The organism is Helicobacter pylori, from assembly GCF_002832345.1.
GTDB classification, from domain to species: Bacteria; Campylobacterota; Campylobacteria; order Campylobacterales; family Helicobacteraceae; genus Helicobacter; species Helicobacter pylori_CP.
Genome location: NZ_PHLZ01000027.1, coordinates 1 through 25,587 on the forward strand (window position 1 = coordinate 1; position 25,587 = coordinate 25,587).

Sequence of the window (25,587 nt, forward strand, 5' to 3'; positions counted from 1 at the left end):
GTAGGGGGAGGGTTATTGTAAAATACCCCCCTATTCTCTTAAGGAAATGAATTTTACTTAAGAAATGAGTTTTACCATAAGATCAAAAGCAGTCAAACAAATTTTTTAAAAACCCTATTTTTAAACTTTAAACTTTCCTTAAATTCAGCAATATTTAAGCTTATTTCCTTATAATGGGTGCTTTAATTTTATCAAAGGATTCTCATGACAAAGACTGCTAAAGTCAATGACATCGTTCGTGATTGGGTCGTTTTAGACGCTAAAGACAAAGTTTTTGGCCGCTTGATCACTGAAATCGCTGTGCTTTTAAGAGGCAAACACCGCCCTTTTTACACCCCTAATGTGGATTGTGGGGATTTTGTGGTGGTTATCAACGCTAATAAAGTTAAATTTTCAGGCATGAAATTAGAGGATAAAGAGTATTTTACCCATTCAGGCTATTTTGGCAGCACTAAGAGCAAGACTCTCCAAGAAATGCTAGAAAAAACCCCCGAAAAGCTCTACCACTTAGCCGTTAGGGGCATGCTCCCTAAAACAAAATTAGGGAAAGCGATGATTAAAAAACTCAAAGTTTATCGTGATGATAAGCACCCTCACACCGCACAAACTAGCAAAAAGGACGCTAAATGAGAAAAATCTATGCTACCGGTAAAAGAAAAACCGCTATCGCTAAAGTGTGGCTCACTCCCGGTAAAGGCGAATTGAGTATCAATGAACAGAGCCTGAATCAATGGTTAGGCGGGCATGAAGCCATTAAAATGAAAGTCATGCAGCCCTTACTTTTAACCAAACAAGAGCAATCTGTGGATATTAAAGCGGTGGTTTTTGGTGGGGGCTACTCAGCGCAAGCGGAAGCCTTAAGGCATGGCATTTCTAAAGCCTTGAACGCTTATGATATTGCTTTTAGAGCCATTTTAAAACCTAAGGGCTTGCTCACTAGGGATTCAAGGGTGGTTGAACGCAAAAAATATGGTAAAAGAAAGGCCAGAAGAAGCCCGCAATTCTCTAAAAGGTAATTTTTATTTCTTTTTCTCTTCTTTGGGGGAGTTTTTGGGGGCTTTGGCTCTCATTTATTTTCTGCTTTTTTGTCCTCTCTTGTTTTATTAAAATTTCAAAATAATGTATAATAATCAATCTCTATCAATTCGTTTTAAAAGGGCAAAGGGAATGAAATCTACAAGAATTGGTTCTAAAATCGTCATGATGGTGTGTGCGGTCGTTATTATCATTAGCGCTATTATGGGTGCTATTATCAACCACAAGGTTGAAAGCGTGTTGCAAAGCCAAGCCACAGAATTGTTGCAAAAAAAAGCTCAGTTAGTCAGTTTTAAAGTTCAAGGCATCATTAAACGCATCTTTATTGGCGCTAACACCCTTGAAAAATTCTTAAGCGATGAAAATAACGCTATCAACGACACCCTAAAAAGGCGCATGCTCTCTGAGTTTTTGCTAGCAAACCCCCATGTGTTATTGGTTAGCGCGATTTATACGAATGATAACGAACGAGTTATCACTGCCATGAACATGGATTCAAAAATCGCCTACCCTAATACCACGCTCAATGAAAACATGATCAATCAAATCCATTCGCTCAAAAGTATAACCCGTTCAGATCCCTATTATAAGGAGGTTAATGGCGATAAAATCTATGGCATGGATATTACCCTCCCCCTAACGGGTAAAAATCAAAATATTATAGGTGCTTTAAACCTCTTTTTAAATATTGACGCTTTTTATACCGATGTGATAGGCCAAAATAAGAGCAACACCTTTTTAATGGGGAAAGATGGCAGGCTTTTAATCAACCCTAATCGTGAGATCCAAGATAAGATTTTAAGCGCTATCAATCCGGATAAACGAGTCGCTAAGGCTGTGGAGTATTACAACCAAAACGAAGCGGGCACTTTGAGCTACCATTCATTGAGCGGGAATACAGAAACCTTTTTAGCCATACAGCCCTTTGATTTTTTTGAAGACAAAGGGGATAACGGCAATCATTGGCGTTGGGCAATCGGGAAATACGTCAATAAATCTTTAGTCTTTAAAGAAGCGACAAACACCAAATTCATTATTATCACCACTTTGATTTTAGGCGTGCTGGTATTAGCCCTTTTAGTCTTTATCATCATTTCTAGCCTCATAACCAAACGCATCAGTAGGGTCAATAACACCCTAAATGATTTTTTCAACTTGCTTAATAACCCCAAAAATAACCATGCCATAAGCCTAACGCCCCCAAGCGCTTATGATGAAATCGGGCAGATGCAAGCTTCCATTAATGAAAATATCCTTAAAACCCAAGAAAACATTCAAGCCGATAATAAAGCCATTCAAAACAGCATTGAAGTAACAAATTATGTGGAAAATGGGGATTTCACGCAAGAAATCGCATGCGTGCCTAAAAATAAAGATTTGCAAGCTTTAAGAAACACGATTAATAGCATTATCCAGTATTTCCGCAACCAAATTGGCGCCAATATTGAAGCCCTAAATAACGCCCTAGAGCATTATAAAGACCTGGATTTCACCCACCACATCCAAAATCCTAAAGCCAACATGGAAAAAGCGCTCAACACTTTAGGGCAAGAAATTTCTAGCATGCTTAAAGCTTCTTTAGGGTTTGCGAACGCGCTCAATCATGAATCCAAAGATTTAAAAACTTGCGTGGATAACTTGACTAAAACCGCCCACAAACAAGAAAGAAGCCTGAAAAACACCACCCAATCCTTAGAAGAAATCACTAATATTATCACAACGATTGATTCTAAAAGCCAAGAGATGATCTCTCAAGGCGAAGACATTAAAAGCGTGGTGGATATGATTAGAGACATCGCTGATCAAACGAATCTATTAGCCCTAAACGCTGCTATTGAAGCCGCACGGGCTGGTGAGCATGGCAGAGGCTTTGCGGTGGTGGCTGATGAAGTGAGGAAACTCGCTGAAAGGACGCAAAAATCGCTCAGCGAGATTGAAGCCAATATTAATATTCTTGTTCAAAGCATTGCCGATAACGCTGAGTCTATCAAAATGCAAAACAAGGGCGTAGAAAACATCCACAACTCCATTAACGCCTTGCAACAAGATGTGCAGGATAATTTGACTATCGCTAATCATTCTTTACAAGTCAGCGCTAAAATTGATGGGATCTCCCAAGATATTTTAGAAGATGTGAGCAAGAAGAAATTTTGATTTCTGCTTTTAATTTTGAGTGTCTAAAATGTGGAACCGCCCCCTTTTTCTAAAGCAAGGAGTTTTTTTAACTAAAGCACCCTAACGAACGCTAATGCGAAAGACTCTTTAAAGTCTGCATGGGCATTTCTTACCCTAAAAAGACTAGAGGTATTTTGTTAGCTTGAATATAGCCTAAGCACTTACATCTTGCACCCTAAAGAACGGAGTTTTTTGCACTAGTTTGATGATAAAAAGCTTTGGTTGGATTTTAAAAAGCGTTCTTAAAGGGAGTTAGTTGGGGGTTAAAGGGGTATTCATCGCCAAAGTATCCCCCTATCCCCCTTAAAAGAATTATAAATAAAAATATTAAGTTTTGGCTATCACTCTTTGATGTTGGGGGTTAATCTCAATTCCCCATATCGCCACCCATATCGCCCATGTCTCCCATATCACCACCCATGTCGTCGTTCATATCCCCCATATCGCCCATGTCATCGTTGCCATTACCCATGTCGTCGTTCATATCGTTCGCGTTGTTCATGTCATCGCCCATGTCGTTGCCGTTGCTCATGTCGTCATTAGCGTTACCCGCATCATCGTTGCCGTTGTTCATGTTGCTCATATCATCAGTGTTACCGGTATCCGTATTGCCGGTGTCCGTGTTGCCGGTATCCGTGTTATTCATATCGCCGGTATTGTTCAAGCCGCTAGCATCTTTATCGTCAGTGGGGGTGTCAGTGGTGCTGGCATCGTTTGTGGTGTTAGTGTCGGTGTGAGTATCGTCAGTGTGAGTGTCGTCGGTGTTAGTGGCGCTGTTAGGGTTTATGAGCGCGTTACCCCCTTGATCCTTGCTATCATTTGCATGGGTGTTGCCCATGTTGCTAATAGGCGTTTGTTGCACGGGTTGTTGCATAGGGTTATTGATCGCATCATTCAAATCATCTCTATCATCGCCATCAATTTTCAAACTCCCATCTAAATAATTCCCCACCACATCGCTGCTATGGCTTAGTTGTTGCACGCTGTCTAGGGCTTTATCCACTTGAGCTTGTTGCTCGCTTGAAAGCCCTTTTTGATCTTTTAAGTCATTGTCCAGTTGGTTTAGGTTATTGTCTAATTTGTCCCTCACCTCCATAGCTTTATTGACCACTGAATCAATCTTACTAGGGCTCGCCCCGTCTTGCTTCATTTCTTTGATTTCCCCCACCAAATGGTTAAGCTCTTTGGCTTGAGAAGTTATCGCATCCACGCTTTTAGTGGGCATGGCTTTGGTGTGGAAAAGCGAATTGTCTTTGAGCATGCGGCTGTTGTCTAAATTGACTAAAGCGCTATTCAAGCGGTTGGTTTGAATGCCTTTGCTGAATTTGGGATCACGATAAAAGTTCATGAGATTTGCTTGCTGTAAGGATTTATCGTCCTTGTCGTCTCTGTCATCATCAGTAGGCGTATCAAGTTGATTAATGGAAGCGTCATGGTCTAAAATCTCTTCTTGATCGAGTGCATACATATAATTTTCTAACATCAAGTAATCTTGAACTTGCATCATGAAAAACATGTTAGGGTAGAAGCCATACATGCCATCATAAAAGTCATAAAAATCATACATTCCCATTCCATACATGCCATACATGCCCATGCCATACATGCCGTAATAAGGGCTATAGTAAGAGTTGTAATAGTTGTTGCTTCTGTAATAAGGGCTTTGAGCCTTTTCATTCTCTTGTTGTTTTTTAAGATACGCCCCCACCACGCTCAAATCAGCGAGCATTTTTTGAGCCGTTTTTTGATCTTTTAAAGAAATGCCTAAGGGGATATAAATACCGGTGCGGTAACTATAAAAAGAATCCCTAGCGATGATTTTAAGGCAATATTTCAAATTCTTTTGCAATTTTAGGGCTTGCCTTAAACGCGCATGCGCTCTAAAATTCCCCAAGATGCCAGAGTTAAAACGCATTTTTTCCACTAGAGCGCTGAATTTTTTCGCATCGCCATTAGCCGCATTGATATAGTTTAAAGCCGTAGCTCCCCACTCTGTGGTGCTGCTTGTATAACCCCCAAAATTCACTATTTTTGGCGTCAATTCCCCTTTTAATTGCGAATCTTTTAAATCAAACAACGCCCTATTCACGCTGATAGCGTTTAAACTGAGTGTCATTATAAAAAGTATTTTTATAGCTTTCATTCATAACCTTAAAAAATATCTCTTGCGAGCATTATAGACTATTTTTAGAAATCAAAATGACTTTTGAAAACAAGCCAAAGTAAAAAATCAAATCCCAAAACAAAAGGTTCTGTTTTAAACGCTTCTTTAGTTTTTAAAAAACTTTCTTAAACAAAAACCTAACCCCCAACAAAACAAACATCGCAAAAAAAAGAAAAAAGAAACCAACAGAGAGAAAACCCTCTATTGGAAAGAAGAGAAAGGCTTAGAAGTTGATCATGTAGTTGAAATAGATAGAGAAGTTCCTTTTATAGAACACATCTACCGATCCATCTACGCCCCTTTCTTTATAGAATTGGTTGGTAAATAAAGGCAATTTAAAGCCCACTTCAATCCCGCTGTGTTTAGAAAAATTGCTCCTAAAACCAAATTCCACAGGCATTTGGAAGTAGCTCGTGTTCATGCTCGCTGAACAGCCGGCGGTGTTGTTGCAAATTTGCATCTGAGATTTCAAGTAGCTCTCTCCTTGAACTATAAACGAATCCCCTCCTAACCCAAAGCCCACGAACAACCCTGCTGTGTTATAGCCCTCTTTACTTTCATAGAAGTTATAGAGCGCATCAAAGCCCACGCCATAAGTGAAGTTATTCACTTGAGACGCACCCTCCATGATTCCAAGCTGGCTCCCCACAAAGCTTAAATTCGCATGGTTATAGCTGTAGTATCCATAAGACCTAAAGCCAAAGCGTTTGGTTTTGCCAAAGAACCACTTATACCCTGCCATCGCATCTACCCCATACATTTGCCCGTAATTATTGGTGTTGATCACGCTTGGCGTGTAGGTTGCTTGGGCTTGAGAGGCTGGAGCTGTTTGATTGCTACCAAACATTGAAGTGTCTATCGGGGTGTTATTGTTAGTGCCTGGGGTGCGGGTGGTGTTTTGGTTTTCTAAATTAGAATATTGAAACCCCCCTCCTAAAAACGCGCCGCTTTTTTCTGCCATAGACACACTAAAGACTAATGCCATACCTAAAAAAACTTTTTTCATTTAAAACTCCTTAATGTGAGAAATCCTAAGGATTTCTTTTTTTTATTGCATTCATGCTATGGCGCAAAAATATAGGGAGCTATCAAAATTTGAGAGTTGTCCTTGAATACATTCGCTTCTACAGAATACAATTCGCTCTTACAAATATTGAGCTTTGGAGTTATATCACAAAAAAGTGAATTTTTTGTTAAAAATAGGTTAAATAAATCGTTTTATTTTTTAAAAGTGCATTTATATATATAGAATTTAAAATTATATTTATAACTAGATTTTATGGAAGCTCTTGCACTGTTTTGGTGGGGCGAAAATTTAAAGCATGTAAAATTGGGGACATGTTAGGGTTTTTAGTGGTAGTGGGTGGCTATCTTAAAAAAACGCTTGAGTGTTTTATCGTTTTGTTTTATCGTTTTAGTAATGGTCTTATTCAAACTGGCTTTGAGCATGAGCGATTAAAGGGTTGATCACTTCATCTAAATTCCCTGAAAGCATGATTTCTTCTAAACTATACAGAGTTAAATTGATTCTATGTTCGCTCAAGCGGTTTTGCGGGTAATTATAAGTGCGGATCCTTTCACTCCTATCCCCACTACCCACTTGCTCCTTTCGGTCTTTGGCGTTAGCGAGCTGTTGCTCTTCAATTTGTTTTTCATAAAGGCGCGCTTTTAAGATTTTTAGGGCTTTGTCCTTGTTTTTATGTTGGGATTTTTCATCTTGCATGCTCACGCTGATATTGGTGGGGAGGTGTGTGATGCGGACAGCGGAGTCTGTGGTGTTGACGCATTGCCCCCCATGCCCGCCAGCACGAAACACTTCAATCTTTAAATCGCTAGGGTTGATAGAAACTTCCACATCATCTACTTCAGGCATGATCGCTACTGTGATAGCGGAAGTGTGGATGCGCCCTTGAGATTCTGTCTCGGGGACTCTTTGGACTCGATGCGTGCCTGCTTCAAATTTGAGCCTTGAATACACGCCCTTGCCCTTAATCAAAGCGATGATTTCTTTATAGCCTCCTACGCTGTTTTCGCTAGAGCTCACTATCTCTACTTTCCATTTTTTCAAATCCGCATAACGGCAATACGCTTTAAACAAATCCCCTACAAAAATGCCCGCTTCATCGCCCCCCGTGCCGGCCCTTAACTCTAAATAAATGTTTTTATCGTCATTAGGATCTTTGGGGATAAGGAGTTGTTTAATGGCAGTTTCTAGCTCGCTTTTTTGAATTTCTAAAATTTTTAACTCTTCTTTAGCCAGTTCGCTCAACTCCTTGTCTTCTAAAAGCTCTTTATTTTCTTTAATACCCTCTAAAACGCTCAAATACTCTTTACTCGCTATGGAGATTTCTTCAATGGAGCTTTGCTCTTTGCTCAATTCGGTGAGTTTTTTAATATCGCTAATCACTTCAGCGCTAGAAAGCAACGCCGTGAGTTCGTCGTATCGTTTGAGAATGGAAGAAAGCTTTTCAGCTAGAATAGACATGCAAGACTACCTATAAAAAGATGTGAATGAAAGATGCAACAATTCAAAAAACGCAAAACTTAAAAAGAAGCCCAACAATAAAAACCCATTACTGAGCTTAAAGAAGTCAAAAACGCCCTAAAACTAAGCGAGAGCGATTTTTTTCACTGAAGCGTTAAGCCTTGAGACTTTCCTAGAAGCAGTGTTTTTCTTTAAAATCCCTTTGCTGACAAATTTATGCAACTCTTTATTAGCGATTTTCAAACGCTCTTGAGCTTTTGTTACATCATTGATGGCGACCGCTTCACGCACGGCTTTAATGATATTTTTAATTTTAGTTTTATAGAACCTGTTGCGTTCGGTTCTTTTAATGGTCTGTCTGATTCGCTTTTCTGCGGACTTATGATTTGCCATAGCCTTGTTTTAATCCCTTTGTGATAAAATTTGGCATAATTCTATCTAAAAATTGATTAAAAATAGTTTAAAAGGTATTTTATAACGATGAAAATTTTTGGGACTGATGGCGTGAGGGGTAAAGCAGGGGTGAAACTCACCCCCATGTTTGTGATGCGTTTGGGCGTTGCTGCCGGATTGTATTTTAAAAAACATTCTCAAACGAATAAAATTTTAATTGGTAAAGACACCAGAAAAAGCGGCTATATGGTAGAAAACGCTTTAGTGAGTGCTTTAACTTCCATAGGCTATAATGTGATTCAAATAGGGCCTATGCCTACCCCTGCGATTGCGTTTTTAACCGAAGACATGCGCTGTGATGCGGGCATTATGATAAGCGCGAGCCACAACCCTTTTGAAGATAATGGTATTAAGTTTTTCAATTCTTATGGTTATAAGCTTAAAGAAGAAGAAGAAAGAGCGATTGAAGAAATCTTTCATGATGAAGGATTACTGCATTCTAGCTATAAAGTGGGCGAGAGCATCGGTAGCGCTAAAAGGATAGACGATGTCATAGGGCGCTATATCGTGCATTTAAAACACTCTTTCCCCAAACATTTGAATTTACAGAGTTTAAGGATCGTGCTAGATACGGCTAATGGTGCGGCTTATAAGGTGGCTCCGGTCGTTTTTAGCGAGCTAGGGGCTGATGTGTTAGTGATTAATGATGAGCCTAATGGGTGTAATATTAATGAGCAATGCGGGGCTTTACACCCTAACCAGTTGAGCCAGGAAGTGAAAAAATACCGCGCGGATCTGGGCTTTGCTTTTGATGGCGATGCCGACAGGCTAGTGGTGGTGGATAATTTAGGGAATATCGTGCATGGGGACAAGCTTTTAGGGGTGTTAGGGGTTTATCAAAAGTCTAAAAACGCCCTTTCTTCTCAAGCAATTGTCGCTACGAGCATGAGCAATTTAGCCCTTAAAGAATACCTAAAATCCCAAGATTTAGAATTGAAGCATTGTGCGATTGGGGATAAGTTTGTGAGCGAATGCATGCGATTGAACAAAGCCAATTTTGGAGGCGAGCAAAGCGGGCATATCATTTTTAGCGATTACGCTAAAACAGGCGATGGTTTGGTGTGCGCTTTGCAAGTGAGTGCGTTAGTGTTAGAAAGCAAGCAGGTAAGCTCTGTTGCGTTAAACCCCTTTGAATTATACCCTCAAAACCTAGTGAATTTGAATGTCCAAAAAAAGCCCCCTTTAGAAAGCCTGAAAGGTTATAGCGCTCTTTTAAAAGAATTAGACAAGCTAGAGATCCGCCATTTGATCCGCTATAGCGGCACTGAAAACAAATTACGAATCCTTTTAGAAGCTAAAGATGAAAAACTTTTAGAATCCAAAATGCAAGAATTAAAAGAATTTTTTGAAGGGCATTTGTGCTAAAACCCCCAAAAAAAAGCCTATTGATTTTTATAGGGGTTTTTTTCCTTATTTTTGGCGCGGATCAAGCGATTAAATACGCTATTTTAGAGGGGTTTCGCTATGAAAGTTTGGTTATAGATATTGTTTTAGTGTTCAATAAAGGCGTGGCGTTTTCCTTGCTCAGTTTTTTAGAGGGGGGTTTGAAATACTTGCAAATCCTTTTGATTTTAGGGCTTTTTATCTTTTTAATGCGCCAAAGGGAGCTTTTTAAAAACCATGCGATAGAGTTTGGCATGGTGTTTGGCGCTGGGGTTTCTAACGTTTTAGACCGGTTTGTGCATGGGGGCGTGGTGGATTATGTGTATTATCATTATGGCTTTGATTTTGCCATTTTTAATTTCGCTGATGTCATGATAGATGCGGGCGTGGGCGTTTTATTGTTGAAACAATTCTTTTTTAAGCAAAAACAAAACAAAATTAAGGCATAATTACCCCTTATAATAAAAGGTCGCGTAGCTCAGTTGGTAGAGCACTACCTTGACATGGTAGTGGCCGCTGGTTCAAGTCCAGTCGTGGCCACCATTATCACTCCAATTTTAATTCTCATTTTTTTGCGAGTTTTTGATCTTTATAAATTCTAAAGGGGTATTAAACGCGCTTCCAATAACGCTTTTATAGCGCTTCAAAAATATAACACTAATTCATTTTAAATAATAATTAGTTAATGAACGCTTCTGTTAATCTTAGTAAATCAAAACATTGCTACAATTACATCCAACCTTGATTTCGTTATGTCTTCAAGGAAAAACACTTTAAGAATAGGAGAATGAGATGAAACTCACCCCAAAAGAGTTAGACAAGTTGATGCTCCACTACGCTGGAGAATTGGCTAAAAAACGCAAAGAAAAAGGCATTAAGCTTAACTATGTAGAAGCGGTAGCTTTGATTAGTGCCCATATTATGGAAGAAGCGAGAGCTGGTAAAAAGACTGCGGCTGAATTGATGCAAGAAGGGCGCACTCTTTTAAAACCAGATGATGTGATGGATGGCGTGGCAAGCATGATCCATGAAGTGGGTATTGAAGCGATGTTTCCTGATGGGACCAAACTCGTAACCGTGCATACCCCTATTGAGGCCAATGGTAAATTAGTTCCTGGTGAGTTGTTCTTAAAAAATGAAGACATCACTATCAACGAAGGCAAAAAAGCCGTTAGCGTGAAAGTTAAAAATGTTGGCGACAGACCGGTTCAAATCGGCTCACACTTCCATTTCTTTGAAGTGAACAGATGCTTAGACTTTGACAGAGAAAAAACTTTCGGTAAACGCTTAGACATTGCGAGCGGGACAGCGGTAAGGTTTGAACCTGGCGAAGAAAAATCCGTAGAATTGATTGACATTGGCGGTAACAGAAGGATCTTTGGATTTAACGCATTGGTTGATAGGCAAGCAGACAACGAAAGCAAAAAAATTGCTTTACACAGAGCTAAAGAGCGTGGTTTTCATGGCGCTAAAAGCGATGACCACTATGTAAAAACAATTAAGGAGTAAGAAATGAAAAAGATTAGCAGAAAAGAATATGTTTCTATGTATGGCCCTACTACAGGCGATAAAGTGAGATTGGGCGATACAGACTTGATCGCTGAAGTAGAACATGACTACACCATTTATGGCGAAGAGCTTAAATTCGGTGGCGGTAAAACCCTAAGAGAAGGCATGAGCCAATCCAACAACCCCAGCAAAGAAGAACTGGATTTAATCATCACTAACGCTTTAATCGTGGATTACACCGGTATTTATAAAGCGGATATTGGTATTAAAGATGGCAAAATCGCCGGCATTGGTAAAGGCGGTAACAAAGACATGCAAGATGGCGTTAAAAACAATCTTAGCGTGGGTCCTGCTACTGAAGCCTTAGCCGGTGAAGGTTTGATCGTAACTGCTGGTGGTATTGACACACACATCCACTTCATTTCACCCCAACAAATCCCTACAGCTTTTGCAAGCGGTGTAACAACCATGATTGGTGGCGGAACTGGTCCTGCTGATGGCACTAACGCAACCACTATCACTCCAGGTAGAAGAAATTTAAAATTTATGCTCAGAGCGGCTGAAGAATATTCTGTGAACTTAGGTTTCTTGGCTAAAGGTAACGCTTCTAACGATGCGAGCTTAGCCGATCAAATTGAAGCCGGTGCGATTGGCTTTAAAATCCACGAAGACTGGGGAACAACTCCTTCTGCAATCAATCATGCGTTAGATGTTGCGGACAAATACGATGTGCAAGTCGCTATCCACACAGACACTTTGAATGAAGCCGGTTGTGTAGAAGACACTATGGCAGCCATTGCTGGGCGCACTATGCACACTTTCCACACTGAAGGCGCTGGTGGCGGACACGCTCCTGATATTATTAAAGTAGCCGGTGAACACAACATTCTACCTGCTTCCACTAACCCCACTATCCCTTTCACCGTGAATACAGAAGCCGAACACATGGACATGCTTATGGTGTGCCACCACTTGGATAAAAGCATTAAAGAAGATGTCCAGTTCGCTGATTCAAGGATCCGCCCTCAAACCATTGCGGCTGAAGACACTTTGCATGACATGGGGATTTTCTCAATCACTAGTTCTGACTCTCAAGCTATGGGTCGTGTGGGTGAAGTTATCACCAGAACTTGGCAAACAGCCGACAAAAACAAAAAAGAATTTGGCCGCTTGAAAGAAGAAAAAGGCGATAACGACAACTTCAGGATCAAACGCTACTTGTCTAAATACACCATTAACCCAGCGATCGCTCATGGGATTAGCGAGTATGTAGGTTCTGTAGAAGTGGGCAAAGTGGCTGACTTGGTATTGTGGAGTCCCGCATTCTTTGGTGTGAAACCTAACATGATCATCAAAGGCGGATTCATTGCATTGAGTCAAATGGGTGATGCGAACGCTTCTATCCCTACCCCACAACCAGTTTATTACAGAGAAATGTTCGCTCATCATGGTAAAGCCAAATACGATGCAAACATCACTTTTGTGTCTCAAGCGGCTTATGACAAAGGCATTAAAGAAGAATTAGGGCTTGAAAGACAAGTGTTGCCGGTAAAAAATTGCAGAAACATCACCAAAAAAGACATGCAATTCAACGACACTACCGCTCACATTGAAGTCAATCCTGAAACTTACCATGTGTTCGTGGATGGCAAAGAAGTAACTTCTAAACCAGCCAATAAAGTGAGCTTGGCACAACTCTTTAGCATTTTCTAGGATCTTTAGGAGCAACGCTCCTTAAATCCTTAGTTTTTAGCTCTCTGATTTTTTGTTTATCAAAAAATTGGGGGCTTTTTTTGTTTTTATTTTTTGTCAATTTACTATTTTTCTTTATGATTAGCTCAAGCAACAAAAGTTATTCGTAAGGTGCGTTTGTTGTAAAAATTTTTGTTTGGAAGGAAAAGGCAATGCTAGGACTTGTATTGTTATATGTTGGGATTGTTTTAATCAGCAACGGGATTTGCGGATTAACCAAAGTCGATCCTAAAAGCACTGCGGTGATGAACTTTTTTGTGGGCGGACTTTCCATTATTTGTAATATAGTTGTCATCACTTATTCTGCTCTCCACCCTACAGCCCCTGTAGAAGGCGCCGAAGATATTGCTCAAGTATCGCACCATTTGACTAGTTTCTATGGGCCAGCGACTGGGTTATTGTTTGGTTTTACCTACTTGTATGCGGCTATCAACCACACTTTTGGTTTGGATTGGAGGCCTTATTCTTGGTATAGCTTATTCGTAGCGATCAACACTGTTCCTGCTGCGATTTTATCCCACTATAGCGATATGCTTGATGACCACAAAGTGTTAGGCATCACTGAGGGCGATTGGTGGGCGATCATTTGGTTGGCTTGGGGTGTTTTGTGGCTTACCGCTTTCATTGAAAACATCTTGAAAATCCCTTTAGGGAAATTCACTCCATGGCTTGCTATCATTGAGGGCATTTTAACCGCTTGGATCCCTGCTTGGTTACTCTTTATCCAACACTGGGTGTGAGATGATCATAGAGCGTTTAGTTGGCAATCTAAGGGATTTAAACCCCTTGGATTTCAGCGTGGATTATGTGGATTTAGAATGGTTTGAAACGAGGAAAAAAATCGCTCGTTTTAAAACCAGGCAAGGCAAAGACATAGCCATACGCCTTAAAGACGCTCCCAAGTTGGGTCTCTCTCAAGGGGATATTTTATTTAAAGAAGAGAAGGAAATTATCGCCGTTAATATCTTGGATTCTGAAGTCATTCACATCCAAGCCAAGAGCGTGGCAGAAATAGCGAAAATATGCTACGAAATAGGAAACCGCCATGCGGCTTTATACTATGGCGAGTCTCAATTTGAATTTAAAACACCATTTGAAAAGCCCACGCTAGCGTTATTAGAAAAGCTAGGGGTTCAAAATCGTGTTTTAAGTTCAAAACTGGATTCCAAAGAACGCTTAACCGTGAGCATGCCCCATAGTGAGCCTAATTTTAAGGTCTCACTAGCGAGCGATTTTAAAGTGGTCGTAAAATAGAAAAGAAATAGAAAATAACAGAATGGATAAAGGAAAGAGCGTGAAAAGCACTAGAAAAAGCGTGGGTACCCCAAAAACCCTAAAGACAGACGACAATGCCAATAGTCATGTGGATAACGAATTTCTGATCTTGCAAGTCAATGATGCGGTGTTCCCTATTGGCTCTTACACGCATTCTTTTGGGCTAGAAACTTACATCCAGCAAAAAAAGGTTACCAATAAAGAAAGTGCTTTAGAATATTTAAAAGCCAATCTCTCTAGCCAGTTCCTTTATACGGAAATGCTGAGCTTGAAATTAACCTATGAAAGCGCTCTCCAACAAGATCTAAAAAAGATCTTAGGGGTTGAAGAAATCATTACGCTATCCACAAGCCCCATGGAATTACGATTAGCCAATCAAAAACTGGGCAATCGTTTCATTAAAACCTTACAAGCCATGAACGAATTAGACATGGGCGCATTTTTTAACGCTTACGCTCAAAAAACCAAAGATCCCACCCATGCCACTAGCTATGGCGTTTTTGCGGCGAGTTTGAATATTGAATTGAAAAAGGCTTTAAGGCATTATCTTTATGCGCAAACTTCTAACATGGTAATTAACTGCGTTAAAAGCGTCCCACTATCTCAAAACGACGGGCAAAAAATCTTATTGAGCTTGCAAAGCCCTTTCAACCAGCTCATAGAAAAAACCCTAGAACTAGACGAAAGCCACTTGTGTGCGGCAAGCGTTCAAAACGACATTAAGGCGATGCAGCATGAGAGTTTATACTCGCGCCTTTATATGTCTTGAATTTTAATCTCAAATTGAAAGGAATTTTATGGTAAAAATTGGAGTTTGTGGTCCTGTAGGAAGCGGTAAAACCGCCTTGATTGAAGCTTTAACGCGCCACATGTCAAAGGATTATGACATGGCGGTTATCACTAATGATATTTACACTAAAGAAGACGCAGAGTTTATGTGTAAAAATTCGGTGATGCCACGAGAGAGGATCATTGGCGTAGAAACGGGAGGCTGTCCTCACACCGCCATTAGAGAAGACGCTTCTATGAATTTAGAAGCGGTAGAAGAAATGCATGGCCGTTTCCCTAATTTAGAATTGCTTTTGATTGAAAGCGGAGGCGACAACCTTTCAGCGACTTTCAACCCAGAGTTGGCGGACTTTACGATTTTTGTGATTGATGTGGCTGAGGGCGATAAAATCCCCAGAAAAGGCGGCCCAGGAATCACGCGCTCAGATTTGCTTGTCATCAATAAAATTGACTTAGCCCCCTATGTGGGAGCGGACTTGAAAGTCATGGAAAGGGATTCTAAAAAAATGCGCGGCGAAAAGCCTTTCATTTTTACGAATATCCGCGCTAAAGAAGGCCTAGATGATGTGATCGCATGGATCAAGCGCAACGCTTTATTGGAAGATTGATGAACACTTACGCTCAAGAATCCAAGCTCAGGTTAAAAACCAAAATAGGGGCTGATGGGAGGTGCGTGATTGAAGACAATTTTTTCACGCCCCCCTTTAAGCTCATGGCACCCTTTTACCCTAAAGACGATTTAGCTGAAATCATGCTTTTAGCGGTAAGCCCTGGCTTAATGAAAGGCGATGCGCAAGATGTGCAATTGAACATCAGTCCAAATTGCAAGCTAAGGATCACTTCGCAATCCTTTGAAAAAATCCATAACACTGAAGATGGGTTTGCCAGCAGAGACATGCATATCGTTGTGGGGGAAAACGCTTTTTTAGACTTCGCGCCCTTCCCGTTAATCCCCTTTGAAAACGCGCATTTTAAGGGCAATACCACGATTTCTTTGTGCTCTAGCTCTCAATTGCTTTATAGTGAAATCATTGTCGCTGGGCGAGTGGCACGCAATGAGTTGTTTAAATTCAACCGCTTGCACACCAAAATCTCTATTTTACAAGATGAGAAGCCCATCTATTATGATAATACGATTTTAGATCCCAAAACCACCGACATGAGTAACATGTGCATGTTTGATGGCTATACGCATTATTTGAATCTGGTGCTTGTCAATTGCCCCATAGAGCTGTCTGGTGTGCGAGGATTGATTGAAGAGAGCGAAGGAGTGGATGGAGCCGTGAGCGAGATTGCTAGTTCTCATTTATGCCTGAAAGCTTTAGCAAAAGGTTCAGAACCCTTGTTGCATTTAAGAGAAAAAATCGCTCGCTTTATCACGCAAACGATTACGCCAAAGGTTTGAAAGCGCTTCAAAAAGATTAAATCCCTTTAGTCTTTTTAACCTCTCCCCCCCTTTTTTTTAACTCTCTTTTTTAACTCTCTTTTTTAACTCTCTTTTTTAACTCTCTTTTTTAACTCTCTTTTTTAACTCTCTTTTTTTAACTCCCCCTTATAAGCTGAAAGGCCTGAACTCAGTAACGCTGTCTTTAGAAAGCTCTATGAAGAGCGCGTTGAGTTCGCTTGGTAAAGGTAAACCGCTTTGGAGAGCGTTCAAGTTTTCCCCATTGCACTTAAAGGCTAGGCATTGCTTGAAGTGGTGGTTTAACAATTCTTTTAACTTGTCAAAATGGTAATTAGTTTTAATTTGCCTAAAGTCATGCGCAAAAATGACGCAATACTGCTCGTTGTCTATGGCTTTTTCTAAAAACGATTTTAATTTTTCCGCCCCTACTTTGTCGTGCAATTCTTTCGCTTCGTTGAGATTGTCTATCACAAGCACGCTATTAGGATTCATAGCGGTGTCTAAAACGCTTAAAATATTTTCTACAGGCGTGATGCCGTATTCTTTTGGCTCATCAAAAGACCTTATCAAGCGTTTTTCTTTATTGCAAAAAACCAATTCTTTGTTCGCGCTCTTAATGTTTTGGAATAAGAGTTTCATTAAAGCGATGCGAGCGTTTAAATCTTGGCTCACCACTAACAAATGCGATTCGTTGTTTTCAAACTCCACTATCAGGTCCTTTTGCCCATAATCCACTTTTTTGCCCAGATGCAAACGCATTTCATTAGCCTTAAGGATATTGGGCATTTTTAAAGGTGTCTCGCCATTATAGATTTTACGATCTATGAGGGTGAGATTTCTTTGGTTAAATTCAGCGTGTATTTTTGTGAGAAAAGATTTGAAATCATCAGGGGCTTTAGGGATACTCATCTTGGTGTGGTATTTTCTATTCCCTCCGTTGTTGTTGAAAATGCCTTCTGGCCTAACAAGCTCACAAGCCGCATCATCGCCCAAAACACTACTGCTGTCTTCTGCGTCCATAGGCAAAGCGATGCGGTTAGCGATTTGAGCCTTAAAGCTTGGATTAATGTCAGTGCCGCGCATGGTTTGAGTGGCTAAAACTAAATGCACCCCATAGCTGCGGCCCTTTTTAAGCAGGGTGTTTAAATGCCCCTCCACCGCTTTAGTGGATTTATTATCGCTAAAAAGCACCTGAAATTCATCAATCACCACGATCAGTCTGGGCATTTTTTCATGCTTTCGGTAATCGCTCAAATCTTTCACATTAAACTGCTTGAACAGCTCGGCTCTTTTTTGCATTTCTTTACAAAGCCAGCTTAAAAAACTCATGCCATAACCTACTGAACTCGCCACGCTCACCAACCTCGCATGCTCTAAAATCGGATCTGTGTATGCGTTAAATTCCACCCCCTCTTTATAGTCCAATAAAAAGAGTTGGACTTCATTAGGCGCGTAGTAAAAGGCTAAATTTTGGATCAACACATGCAAGAAATTGGATTTCCCGCTCCCGCTGCGCCCGCAAATGAGCGTGTGGTTTTGCGCGCTACCAATTTCAAAACACACTTCCTTATGGTTAATATCCCACCCCACCGGCACGCTCACTTCATACTGAGAGCTTTCAGTCCAAAATTTTTCGTCTTTTTGTAAGTCTTTCAATTCCCTTTTAACTTCTTTTTTTTGCCTGTAATACGCTTTGATTTCATCAGCGAAGTCTTGCATGTGCTGGGATTTAATACCTTGATCGTTGATCACTTCTATATTAAGATATTTTAAGCGTTCAAAACTTGTCGTATCTTTAAAAAACTCCGCATGTTTTTTCAAATCTTCTGCGGATTGATTGTTTTTTTCGCTCTCCAAATTGACAAAGCTCAAAACCCCATTTTTAGAGCCAAAACGCATGATCTTTTCCAAATAATAAAGCGCGTTTTGACTTAAAGCATCTACCCCGCTTAAAAAAAGCGCTTTTAAAGGCAAGCGGTCTTCTTTTTCTTCATTATAATGCGCAAAATCTCTAAAACCGGCCAATTTTTCTTGCAAATTAACCTTTAAATATTCATACAAATGCTTTAGGGCTTCTTCTGTTTCCTTGCTTTCGGTTAGAATCCTTTGCTGGTAAATAAAATCATTGTCTTTATTTAAAAGCTTTCTGGACAGATTGAAAATACCCCCCAAGCTCAACGCATCAATCAAAATCACTTCCAGTTGCACTAAAGGCGCGCTGGAGAGTAAGCGCATGAGCATTTCTCTCAAAAACTGCCCGTCTTTTTCATGCTCTATATACAAGCTTTTAGGAGGGAAAGGATAAACTTTAGGCAATAAAAATTCCATGTTAGTGCCATTTTTGCCCCTAACTTGCAACAAACCACAGCTTAAAAATTTAGGGTAAGTGGTCGTTTCATTGAACTCTGGCGCGTCTGTGAATTGCGCTTGAATTTGCCTAACACTCTTTTGATATTCCTCTATTTCTGAAACGATCGGCTTGAGAAAACTCTCTGGCTCTTTTTGATGGACAACTTTATCTAAGGCATCATCCAGGTTTTGCAACAAGGCATTGACTTCAATCATTCTTTATCCTTAGATTTTAAGTATTCATCATAGCGCCTGTTGGCTTCTTTTTCATGCTCTTTGTCTTCACGCACAAGCTTATCAATTTCGCTTGGTGAATGGAAATTCATATCAATTCGCCTCATCAAAGACTTGGCTTCTTCAATTTGCTCGTTGATTTTTCTTCTTTGGTGTTGGATGTCATCTTCTAAATTTTCTAAGTCATGCGCGATTTTTAGCATGTCCTCTAGCGCCTCACTTTTAAGTTTCTGCCCCAAATCATCTTGCATGGCATTTTTTTCAAAATCATCGCAAATCTTTTTTAATTCAAGGGTGCAACCCTCCAAATAAACTTCATGAGAAAACATTTTAACCCCTTGATTCCAGTTTTTTCAAAAACATTTTAAGGTGCAACAGCGCATGTTTTGAGCCATCATCAGTGTCTAAAAACAGCACCACATCGGTAGCCGTATTCAAAAGATAATACCCCCCATACCCGTCATTAGCGAAGATGATTTCTTCAGGCTCTAACCATTCTTTCAAGCTCTGCATGAAATCAACAAACAAGCCCTTGCCCTCTAAATTGAAGTTCAAAACATGCTTGAATGCGTAAGACTTATTGCCCACCACAAAAGAACGCCATTGGCTAAAACTATAATTTGATCGTTTGATAAAGTCCTTAAACGCATCGCTCAATCCCGTTTTTAATTGATCTTCTAACCCACTCAACGCATTGTCATTGAGCGGCTCTACAAATTCCCAATTCAGTCCTGTGTTTGTAGGAATTTCTCCCATAGTTTGTATCCTTTCGTGTGTTTCACGCCTAATAATAACTCTTCTCTCACCAACGCTAAATTCCCTAAAACATTCGCGTCAAAATGCCACAAATACCCCTTAGGAATGAATCCTTTTGCGATCTGTTCCAACTATGCCGCATCAAAGCCCAAATCGTTGTCTTTAAGTGCGGATTGTAAAGCCTTTAGGGCATGGTGAGCGCATGCGGTTTTGTCTAAATCCTCTAAAGGCACAATGGCGCTAAAAACGCTGTCAAATTCCGTTAAACGCAACCCATTAAAGCGGACTTCTTCCGGATAAGGGTTTTGCTCATCTACCATAAAGCCCTCTTTTTCTTTTTCTAAAAACTCGTCATAACCCAACGCATGGTGCTTATCATTTTCATACCGCTCTAAGATAGGCGCTATTTTTTGGCTCAAATTTTCTGTAGCGCGCTCTAATTCTGTTTCCAAATTATCAAAAGCTTCATTCACAGCGTTCAAATCGTTGGGGGATTTTTTGATTTTTTCTGCAAAATCTTGTAAAGCTTTCTTACAATTTTTAACGCAATGCTTTTTGGCTAGAGTCAAGCTCTCATCGTAAGAATGCGCGCCTAAAGAACTCGGCATCAAATCCTCTAAATTCTTTTCAAATTCTTGCCCTCTAAAAGCTATCATGCGATCTAATTCATCGTTAGACAAAGCGTTATGATGGATCTTATCTTTCAAATCCGCGTATAAAGAATCGAGATTTTCTCTCAAATCTTTCAAGCGCTCATCATAAACGCTTTTTTTAGGGTTATAAACAATTGTAGGGCTTTCAAAATCGCACTCTTTTAAAATTTCTGGGGGCGCAATATTGTATTCGTTATCTATCGCTTCACTCGCTTGATTCAAACGCTTGATAAATTCCTGGTGCTTATCGGTATAAAACCATAATATCTTTTTAACGCTCTCCCAAGCTCCCTCTACAAGTTCCGCGCTCGCTTTGGCTTGGATGGAGTAGATTTCAAGCGCTTGTTCTAATAGCTCCACATTCCTTTTGCATTTTTCTGTGTCTTCTTTCATAAATTTCAAAATAGCTTCAGCGGCTACAATGGCTGCCGCAGTAGCTATTCTAGCAGGAGGCCAAATACACGATAGAAGAGAACCAACTTGCAGACCTCTTAAAACAAGTCTAGCGCCCTTTTCATTGCTTTTGGCGTTTTTTAATTCTTTTATAGCATTAACAATCGGTGTTCAATTTTTCTGCGTTCTAACAGGATTTCTTTTCGCACGTATGCATCAAGGTCTTTGATAAATTGAGCGCATCTTTCTTCTTGCAAGGATCTTTTAAAATCCCTGCATGCCTTAACGATTTGTCTGACTTCTTCTGTGTCCGTTTTCCATTCAGCCATAAATTATCCTTAATAATCTTCTTCTAAAACCCTAATCCTCTCTTTAAGCCATGCGATTTGCTCTTGCACGGCTTCATCAAACTCGTTGAAAGTGCTTCTCAAGTTGTCTAACACCTCGCTAAATCTCTCTCTCCTAGCGTCTTGCCATGAATCCAAGTTATGGAAATGGCTGCTCAAGCCATTCACTTCATCATTCAGCAACTCTTTAAAGCGTTCTAAATGCTCCACAAACCCTCTGACCTCTTCGGTATCCATTTGCACTCTGCTCATCGGTTGTCCTTTCTTTTAAAAATTTTCTTCATTAGAATCAGGCTTTTTATCACCGCTGATTCTAATGATCCTACCCACATAGCTAGGGGGTGTTGTGGGGCGAATCTCTAGCGTTTCGCCTCTTTCTCTTTTGTATTTTTCTTGCTGGCTTTGGTGGTATGTTTTCATGCTGTCTATCACGATTGTTTTATGGGTGCTCCCTAAATCAGCGTTGGTGAGCAATTTTTGAATGCCATTACCCAAGCTGTTAGAACGCTTGTCTTCTATTTGGAGCGACAAATTCCAATCCTTAAACCTCTCTAAAGCCTCCACTAACGCCACCACAATCTTCCTGTCCCAGATGGAATTTTTCAGCTCCTTACACAAGGAAAAAATCTCATGCACGGATTGTTTGTCATACAAAAACAAAAGGTCTAAATTTTCTAAAAATTCCAGATTGCAACGCTCTTTAAAACTTCTCAAAAAACCCTCTTTTAACGGCGCAAAGCCTTCAAAAATAGGCATTAGCCCCTTACCTTTGGTGTGTTTAAACGCCATAATGCTTTTTTCAATCACGACAAACGCATACGCGTTCTTAGTCATCATAGTTTTTCTACCTCGCTTTCATAGATTAGCTGGTCGTCTTTAAACAGCCCCACTTTAATGCTTTGTGAATCCACGCAACACACCTTCACATCCACTTCTTCAACTTCTTCTAGCGCTATGGAAATCATTTGCGTGTCTTGAATGTTTAGAGTGTTGGTGTTGGCGAGAGGTTTATCGCTATAGCGTATCTCTAACCCATCAAAGCCTCCCCATTCCTCTTTAGTTTGGAAAATCTGGTATTCATTAGGCTTTAAAGAATCCCTATGGATTTTAGCGTGGAATTTCCCCTCTATCTCAATACCTAAATCGTATTTAAACACCGGATTGGAATCTATAGAGGGCATTTCAATCCCTTTAGCCTTATCCCTGCTTTCTAAAAGCCCAAAAGCCACCCCAGTTTTGCAAGTGGGCTTCAAATAAGCGGGCGTGTTAGAGACGTCTTCTCCTGTAAGCTCTAAAATCTGTTTGTCTGAGGCTTCTGTGCCTAGCGGCTCATAAATGATGAATTTAAAATCATTTTTAGAAGTCTTTTGCTTATAATCTTTGAGCTGCTTTTCTTTGGTGTTTTCAAACGCTTGTTTGACTAACGCCGAACGGCTCGCATTCCCGCCTAAGAAAATATGAAACGCCCGACACTGATCATCAATATTTTCAGCCATCACTTTAGAAAATCCGGTAAAGAAGTTGGCAACGCTTTCATCTATCTTGTCTTTTAAGAGGTTTAAAAGCTCTTTGCAATCAACTTTAAGATTGCATTCTGTTGCTGTCCCATTCCTATCCAACAGCATGGTTTTAAAATCCTTTTCAAAACCCTCTATGTTAAACTCTTCATTTTCTTCTATCGCTTCTATGATATTAGCGTCTAAATTTTCTAAAAAAGGGCGTAAATTAGAAGCAATCGCTTGCAAATTCAAGCGCGCTTCCCTGGAGTTTTACATAAACGATCCAAAGCGTTGCGTATCAATCCTGTCATAGTTGGGCTTAGCGATGACAATGTCTTTTGCTTTCAGCTCTTGGAAATTTTTGGCATACACTTCCCAAGCCAATAATTCCAATAAATTTTCACCGCCTAAATATTTATCCCCTCCGCTACTAAAATGCGTCATTTTGTAAAGGAATTTGGGGCTAGCGCTTTTTTCCCATTTGCCAAAGTCAAAATCCGTCGTCCCACCCCCAAAATCAAACACCCCATAATAAACCGGCTTGTCTAACTTCTCTGATTTAAAAAACCAATAGCTTTTTAAAGCGCTAATGGCATACGCACAAGGCTCGCTCTCAATTCCACTTTGAAAGTTTTAGCCGTTTTTTCATCGTCAAAAACATGCCTAGGTAAGGATTTTTTCAAGCCTCTTTCAAAACTCTCTCTGATTTTTTCAGCCTGATGCTTTTCATACTTGATGGGGTAGGATAAAAAATATTTCAAAAACACGCCATTTTCCATGTTGTTGATGCAGCGGCCGATGTAGTAAGCGTAGATTTCTATGGGGTTAAAATCCGTACAGTTAGTGAAGCTTTCTAAAGAAAAATCCTTTTCAAAATCCCTAAAATTCTGCTTTTCATCCGCTCCAGCCCATTGCTTCAATTTAGAAAAAAACCGATACAAATCATTCCCTTTAACGCCTGCAGCGTTCTTTTGGGCTTCATGCGCCACTTCTATATCGTTTCTTTCTGTGAAAGGGCGGTGCTTTAGCGCGTCGTAATCTTTAAGAAACTTTTCTTTGTGTCTGAACTCCATGATCGTAGGGTTTTCAAACTTTGTTGGGCTTGCGTCATCTACTAGCCCGCCAATAGAGAGCAAGCGGTATGTTCCTGTCTTATCCATATAGCTTGCGGTCGTGCTTTTAGTCCCAAAGTCAATAGCGACAACGCCCTTGTTTAAATCCTTCAAACTTGAGCGCGCATAGAAGTTCATTTCTTTATTTTTTTCGTCTTTAGGTAAATTATCAAACCTAAAGGTTACGCTTTCTTTAGGCGCACTAGGTGCCTCTAAATCCCAATGCCCTCCGTTTAAATCAAGCAATTGGCTTTGGCTATAGCTCTTAAGGCCTACCGCTACAAAATCCACATTGAGCATCAAATTTTTAAATTCTTCAAAATCCACATCCACATCGCTATAAGAAACGATCTCTAAGGTTTTTTCTATTTGCTCATTAGCGATCTTTTTAGCTTGCGCTAAATCCTCTATGAATTTTTGATTTTCATCAGAAAGATACCTTAAAGAAGTCTCATTATTGGCGATCGCATGAAGCACCCGCAGTGCTTGTTTGAATTTGATTTTGTCTTCTTTTGACACTTCTTCTTTGAAATTGACTCCACTTTTTTCATTGAATTTGACTCCATCCTTTAAAGACAGATCGCACAATTTCTCTACTAAGGGGTGGCCAAGAGGCAGTCTTAAACTTTGTAAGGGGTTTACCATGATATTTCCTTTATTGTGGTTTTTGTGGTTGCAATGTGAAGAGTTGCTCGTTCAAGCCATAAGCCCTCTCTTTGAGGGCGATGTTCTCTTCTTCTAATTTTCTGTTTTGGCGTTTGAGATCCTCTATCGCGCTTTTAAAACGCCAGTTTTGCAAATCCAGCTCGCTTTTGTCTGTGGCTTCTAAACTCTTTAGGTGTGCCATTTTTCGCTCCAATTCTGTTTTTTCTTCGGCTATTTTTTCTTTAGCTTGCAACAATTGATCGTTAGAATTTTCTAAATTTTTTTGAGCGCTTTCTAACTTTTTGAGTTTGTAGGTTAGGTGTTGGTTGTCTTTTTCTAAATTAGTGCATAATTCTTCTAAAAACCCATGCACATCTTGCAATTGCGCTCGCTCATATTTTAGGCTATCCTGCTCTTTAGTGAGTGCGATAACTTGGTGGTTGAGCTTGTCGTTTTCGGTTTTCAGATCGGCGGTTTTTTCAGTCAGCGCGGCGTTTTTATTAGCTAGCTCGGTATTTTCTTTAGTGAGCTTTTCTTTAGCTTGCCATAATTGATCGTTAGAATTTTCTAATCCACTGATTTTTGTAGCTAAGTTTTCTTTTTCTGCGAATAACTTGTCATTTCTGTTTTCTAGCTCGGCGTTTTCATCTTCTAACTCACCGATGCGAGCTTCTAATTCTTCTCTGATTTGAGAGAAGCCAAACCATTTTTCAATGAGTGTTCCCTTATGATCCCATATCCACGATAGTGTAATACACTTTATCATTGTGCTTATAGCCTCTTAAGACCACTCTTTGCATCTTTTGAGAAGTGTTTTGCTCTGGGTATAGCTTTTTGCATGTATGGTCATAAGCACTTGGTTCTTTCAAACGCTCAAATTTACTATCCTTAATGTATTCAAAAAGCAAATCAAACAATTCAGCTAATTTCTCGCTCTTATCGCTTAATTCTTGGCTCGCTTTGTCATAAGGGCTTTCTAAATAGTATTTGCTATCGCTAAGAACGTATGCGATCAAATCCATTGGGCTGTAAGTTGTTGCTACAAAAGTGAAGTGCCCAACCGCTAAAGACGATTGGGCTTCCTAGGCTGATGTTGCCCGTAGGGAGAGTTTGGTTCTCACTCTGTGTCCCTATAGTAGGGATTTTACAGAGTTTGAGCTCCAACGCATTCCCT

23 protein-coding genes, 1 tRNA gene and 2 pseudogenes are annotated in these 25,587 nt (G+C 40.1%); 13 read left to right on the forward strand and 13 right to left on the reverse strand.

The window, feature by feature from the left end; genetic code table 11:
- Nucleotides 1–204 precede the first annotated feature (204 nt).
- From rplM to tlpC, 3 genes are all read left to right on the forward strand, one after another.
- A complete protein-coding gene (gene rplM / locus CXY28_RS07385; RefSeq protein WP_000167675.1) occupies nt 205–630 on the forward strand; it encodes a 50S ribosomal protein L13 in 426 nt (141 codons plus the stop codon).
- Nucleotides 627–1,016 (forward strand): 30S ribosomal protein S9, encoded by a 390-nt coding sequence (gene rpsI, locus CXY28_RS07390; RefSeq protein ID WP_001227269.1) that lies wholly within the window; start codon nt 627–629, stop codon nt 1,014–1,016. The genes rplM and rpsI overlap by 4 nt, the downstream gene beginning before the upstream one ends.
- Nucleotides 1,017–1,167: 151 nt before the next feature.
- The gene (gene tlpC, locus CXY28_RS07395; RefSeq protein WP_100980278.1) at nt 1,168–3,189 is read left to right on the forward strand and encodes a methyl-accepting chemotaxis protein TlpC; all 2,022 of its coding nucleotides are present in this window, start codon (nt 1,168–1,170) and stop codon (nt 3,187–3,189) included.
- A gap of 388 nt (nt 3,190–3,577) precedes the next feature.
- Here the strand turns inward: tlpC and CXY28_RS07400 are convergent, their stop codons facing one another.
- The 4 genes from CXY28_RS07400 to rpsT form a co-directional block, all read right to left on the reverse strand.
- Nucleotides 3,578–5,353 carry a dentin sialophosphopreproprotein gene (locus CXY28_RS07400; protein WP_100980280.1) on the reverse strand — a complete coding sequence of 592 codons (1,776 nt, stop codon included), beginning with the start codon at nt 5,351–5,353 and terminating at the stop codon, nt 3,578–3,580.
- 244 nt (nt 5,354–5,597) lie between these two features.
- Entirely contained in the window at nt 5,598–6,380 is a 783-nt protein-coding gene (locus CXY28_RS07405) for an outer membrane protein (protein ID WP_100977144.1), read from the reverse strand.
- A gap of 420 nt (nt 6,381–6,800) precedes the next feature.
- Nucleotides 6,801–7,859, reverse strand: coding sequence for a peptide chain release factor 1 (gene prfA / locus CXY28_RS07415; RefSeq protein WP_000025106.1), 1,059 nt, complete (start codon nt 7,857–7,859; stop codon nt 6,801–6,803).
- Between the two features lie 123 nt (nt 7,860–7,982).
- On the reverse strand, nt 7,983–8,252 hold the full coding sequence (rpsT, locus tag CXY28_RS07420; RefSeq protein WP_001273612.1) for a 30S ribosomal protein S20: 270 nt from the start codon (nt 8,250–8,252) through the stop codon (nt 7,983–7,985).
- Nucleotides 8,253–8,339: 87 nt separating this feature from the next.
- On the opposite strand from rpsT, the gene glmM reads away from it, so the two are divergent.
- The 10 genes from glmM (at nt 8,340) to CXY28_RS07470 (ending at nt 16,425) form a co-directional block, all read left to right on the forward strand.
- A complete protein-coding gene (glmM, locus tag CXY28_RS07425) occupies nt 8,340–9,677 on the forward strand; it encodes a phosphoglucosamine mutase (RefSeq protein WP_100980282.1) in 1,338 nt (445 codons plus the stop codon).
- Nucleotides 9,671–10,144 (forward strand): signal peptidase II, encoded by a 474-nt coding sequence (lspA, locus tag CXY28_RS07430; protein ID WP_100980284.1) that lies wholly within the window; start codon nt 9,671–9,673, stop codon nt 10,142–10,144. Before glmM ends, lspA begins: the two co-directional genes overlap by 7 nt.
- A gap of 18 nt (nt 10,145–10,162) precedes the next feature.
- Nucleotides 10,163–10,238: transfer RNA gene (locus CXY28_RS07435), tRNA-Val, on the forward strand.
- Nucleotides 10,239–10,487: 249 nt separating this feature from the next.
- Nucleotides 10,488–11,204, forward strand: coding sequence for an urease subunit alpha (gene ureA, locus CXY28_RS07440; RefSeq protein ID WP_000779222.1), 717 nt, complete (start codon nt 10,488–10,490; stop codon nt 11,202–11,204).
- 3 nt (nt 11,205–11,207) lie between these two features.
- Nucleotides 11,208–12,917, forward strand: a complete 1,710-nt coding sequence (gene ureB, locus CXY28_RS07445) for an urease subunit beta (protein WP_024112697.1) — start codon at nt 11,208–11,210, stop codon at nt 12,915–12,917.
- 191 nt (nt 12,918–13,108) lie between these two features.
- On the forward strand, nt 13,109–13,696 hold the full coding sequence (ureI, locus tag CXY28_RS07450; RefSeq protein ID WP_000901248.1) for an acid-activated urea channel protein UreI: 588 nt from the start codon (nt 13,109–13,111) through the stop codon (nt 13,694–13,696).
- 1 nt (nt 13,697) lies between these two features.
- The gene (ureE, locus tag CXY28_RS07455; protein ID WP_100980286.1) at nt 13,698–14,210 is read left to right on the forward strand and encodes an urease accessory protein UreE; all 513 of its coding nucleotides are present in this window, start codon (nt 13,698–13,700) and stop codon (nt 14,208–14,210) included.
- Between the two features lie 22 nt (nt 14,211–14,232).
- Entirely contained in the window at nt 14,233–15,000 is a 768-nt protein-coding gene (locus CXY28_RS07460) for an urease accessory protein UreF (RefSeq protein ID WP_100980288.1), read from the forward strand.
- Nucleotides 15,001–15,028: 28 nt separating this feature from the next.
- Nucleotides 15,029–15,628, forward strand: coding sequence for an urease accessory protein UreG (gene ureG, locus CXY28_RS07465; RefSeq protein ID WP_000238762.1), 600 nt, complete (start codon nt 15,029–15,031; stop codon nt 15,626–15,628).
- The gene (locus tag CXY28_RS07470) at nt 15,628–16,425 is read left to right on the forward strand and encodes an urease accessory protein UreD (protein WP_100980290.1); all 798 of its coding nucleotides are present in this window, start codon (nt 15,628–15,630) and stop codon (nt 16,423–16,425) included. The genes ureG and CXY28_RS07470 overlap by 1 nt, the downstream gene beginning before the upstream one ends.
- Nucleotides 16,426–16,572: 147 nt before the next feature.
- On the opposite strand, the gene CXY28_RS07475 is transcribed toward CXY28_RS07470, so the two are convergent.
- The 9 genes and pseudogenes from CXY28_RS07475 to CXY28_RS07530 form a co-directional block, all read right to left on the reverse strand.
- The gene (locus CXY28_RS07475) at nt 16,573–18,990 is read right to left on the reverse strand and encodes an FtsK/SpoIIIE domain-containing protein (RefSeq protein ID WP_100980292.1); all 2,418 of its coding nucleotides are present in this window, start codon (nt 18,988–18,990) and stop codon (nt 16,573–16,575) included.
- Nucleotides 18,987–19,337 (reverse strand): hypothetical protein, encoded by a 351-nt coding sequence (locus CXY28_RS07480; RefSeq protein WP_100980294.1) that lies wholly within the window; start codon nt 19,335–19,337, stop codon nt 18,987–18,989. The genes CXY28_RS07475 and CXY28_RS07480 overlap by 4 nt, the downstream gene beginning before the upstream one ends.
- Before the next feature lies 1 nt (nt 19,338).
- Nucleotides 19,339–19,764 (reverse strand): SMI1/KNR4 family protein, encoded by a 426-nt coding sequence (locus tag CXY28_RS07485; RefSeq protein WP_050825263.1) that lies wholly within the window; start codon nt 19,762–19,764, stop codon nt 19,339–19,341.
- Nucleotides 19,734–21,139: pseudogene (locus CXY28_RS08835) on the reverse strand (HNH endonuclease signature motif containing protein). Before CXY28_RS08835 ends, CXY28_RS07485 begins: the two are co-directional and overlap by 31 nt.
- 9 nt (nt 21,140–21,148) lie before the next feature.
- A complete protein-coding gene (locus tag CXY28_RS07505) occupies nt 21,149–21,409 on the reverse strand; it encodes a WXG100 family type VII secretion target (RefSeq protein WP_050825262.1) in 261 nt (86 codons plus the stop codon).
- Nucleotides 21,410–21,424: 15 nt separating this feature from the next.
- Nucleotides 21,425–21,994, reverse strand: a complete 570-nt coding sequence (locus CXY28_RS07510; RefSeq protein WP_050825261.1) for a hypothetical protein — start codon at nt 21,992–21,994, stop codon at nt 21,425–21,427.
- Nucleotides 21,991–24,413 (reverse strand): annotated as a pseudogene (locus CXY28_RS08840) (hypothetical protein). Before CXY28_RS08840 ends, CXY28_RS07510 begins: the two are co-directional and overlap by 4 nt.
- A gap of 10 nt (nt 24,414–24,423) precedes the next feature.
- Nucleotides 24,424–25,179 (reverse strand): hypothetical protein, encoded by a 756-nt coding sequence (locus CXY28_RS07525; RefSeq protein ID WP_100980296.1) that lies wholly within the window; start codon nt 25,177–25,179, stop codon nt 24,424–24,426.
- Nucleotides 25,139–25,435 carry a hypothetical protein gene (locus tag CXY28_RS07530; protein ID WP_100980298.1) on the reverse strand — a complete coding sequence of 99 codons (297 nt, stop codon included), beginning with the start codon at nt 25,433–25,435 and terminating at the stop codon, nt 25,139–25,141. Before CXY28_RS07530 ends, CXY28_RS07525 begins: the two co-directional genes overlap by 41 nt.
- Between the last annotated feature and the right edge of the window lie 152 nt (nt 25,436–25,587).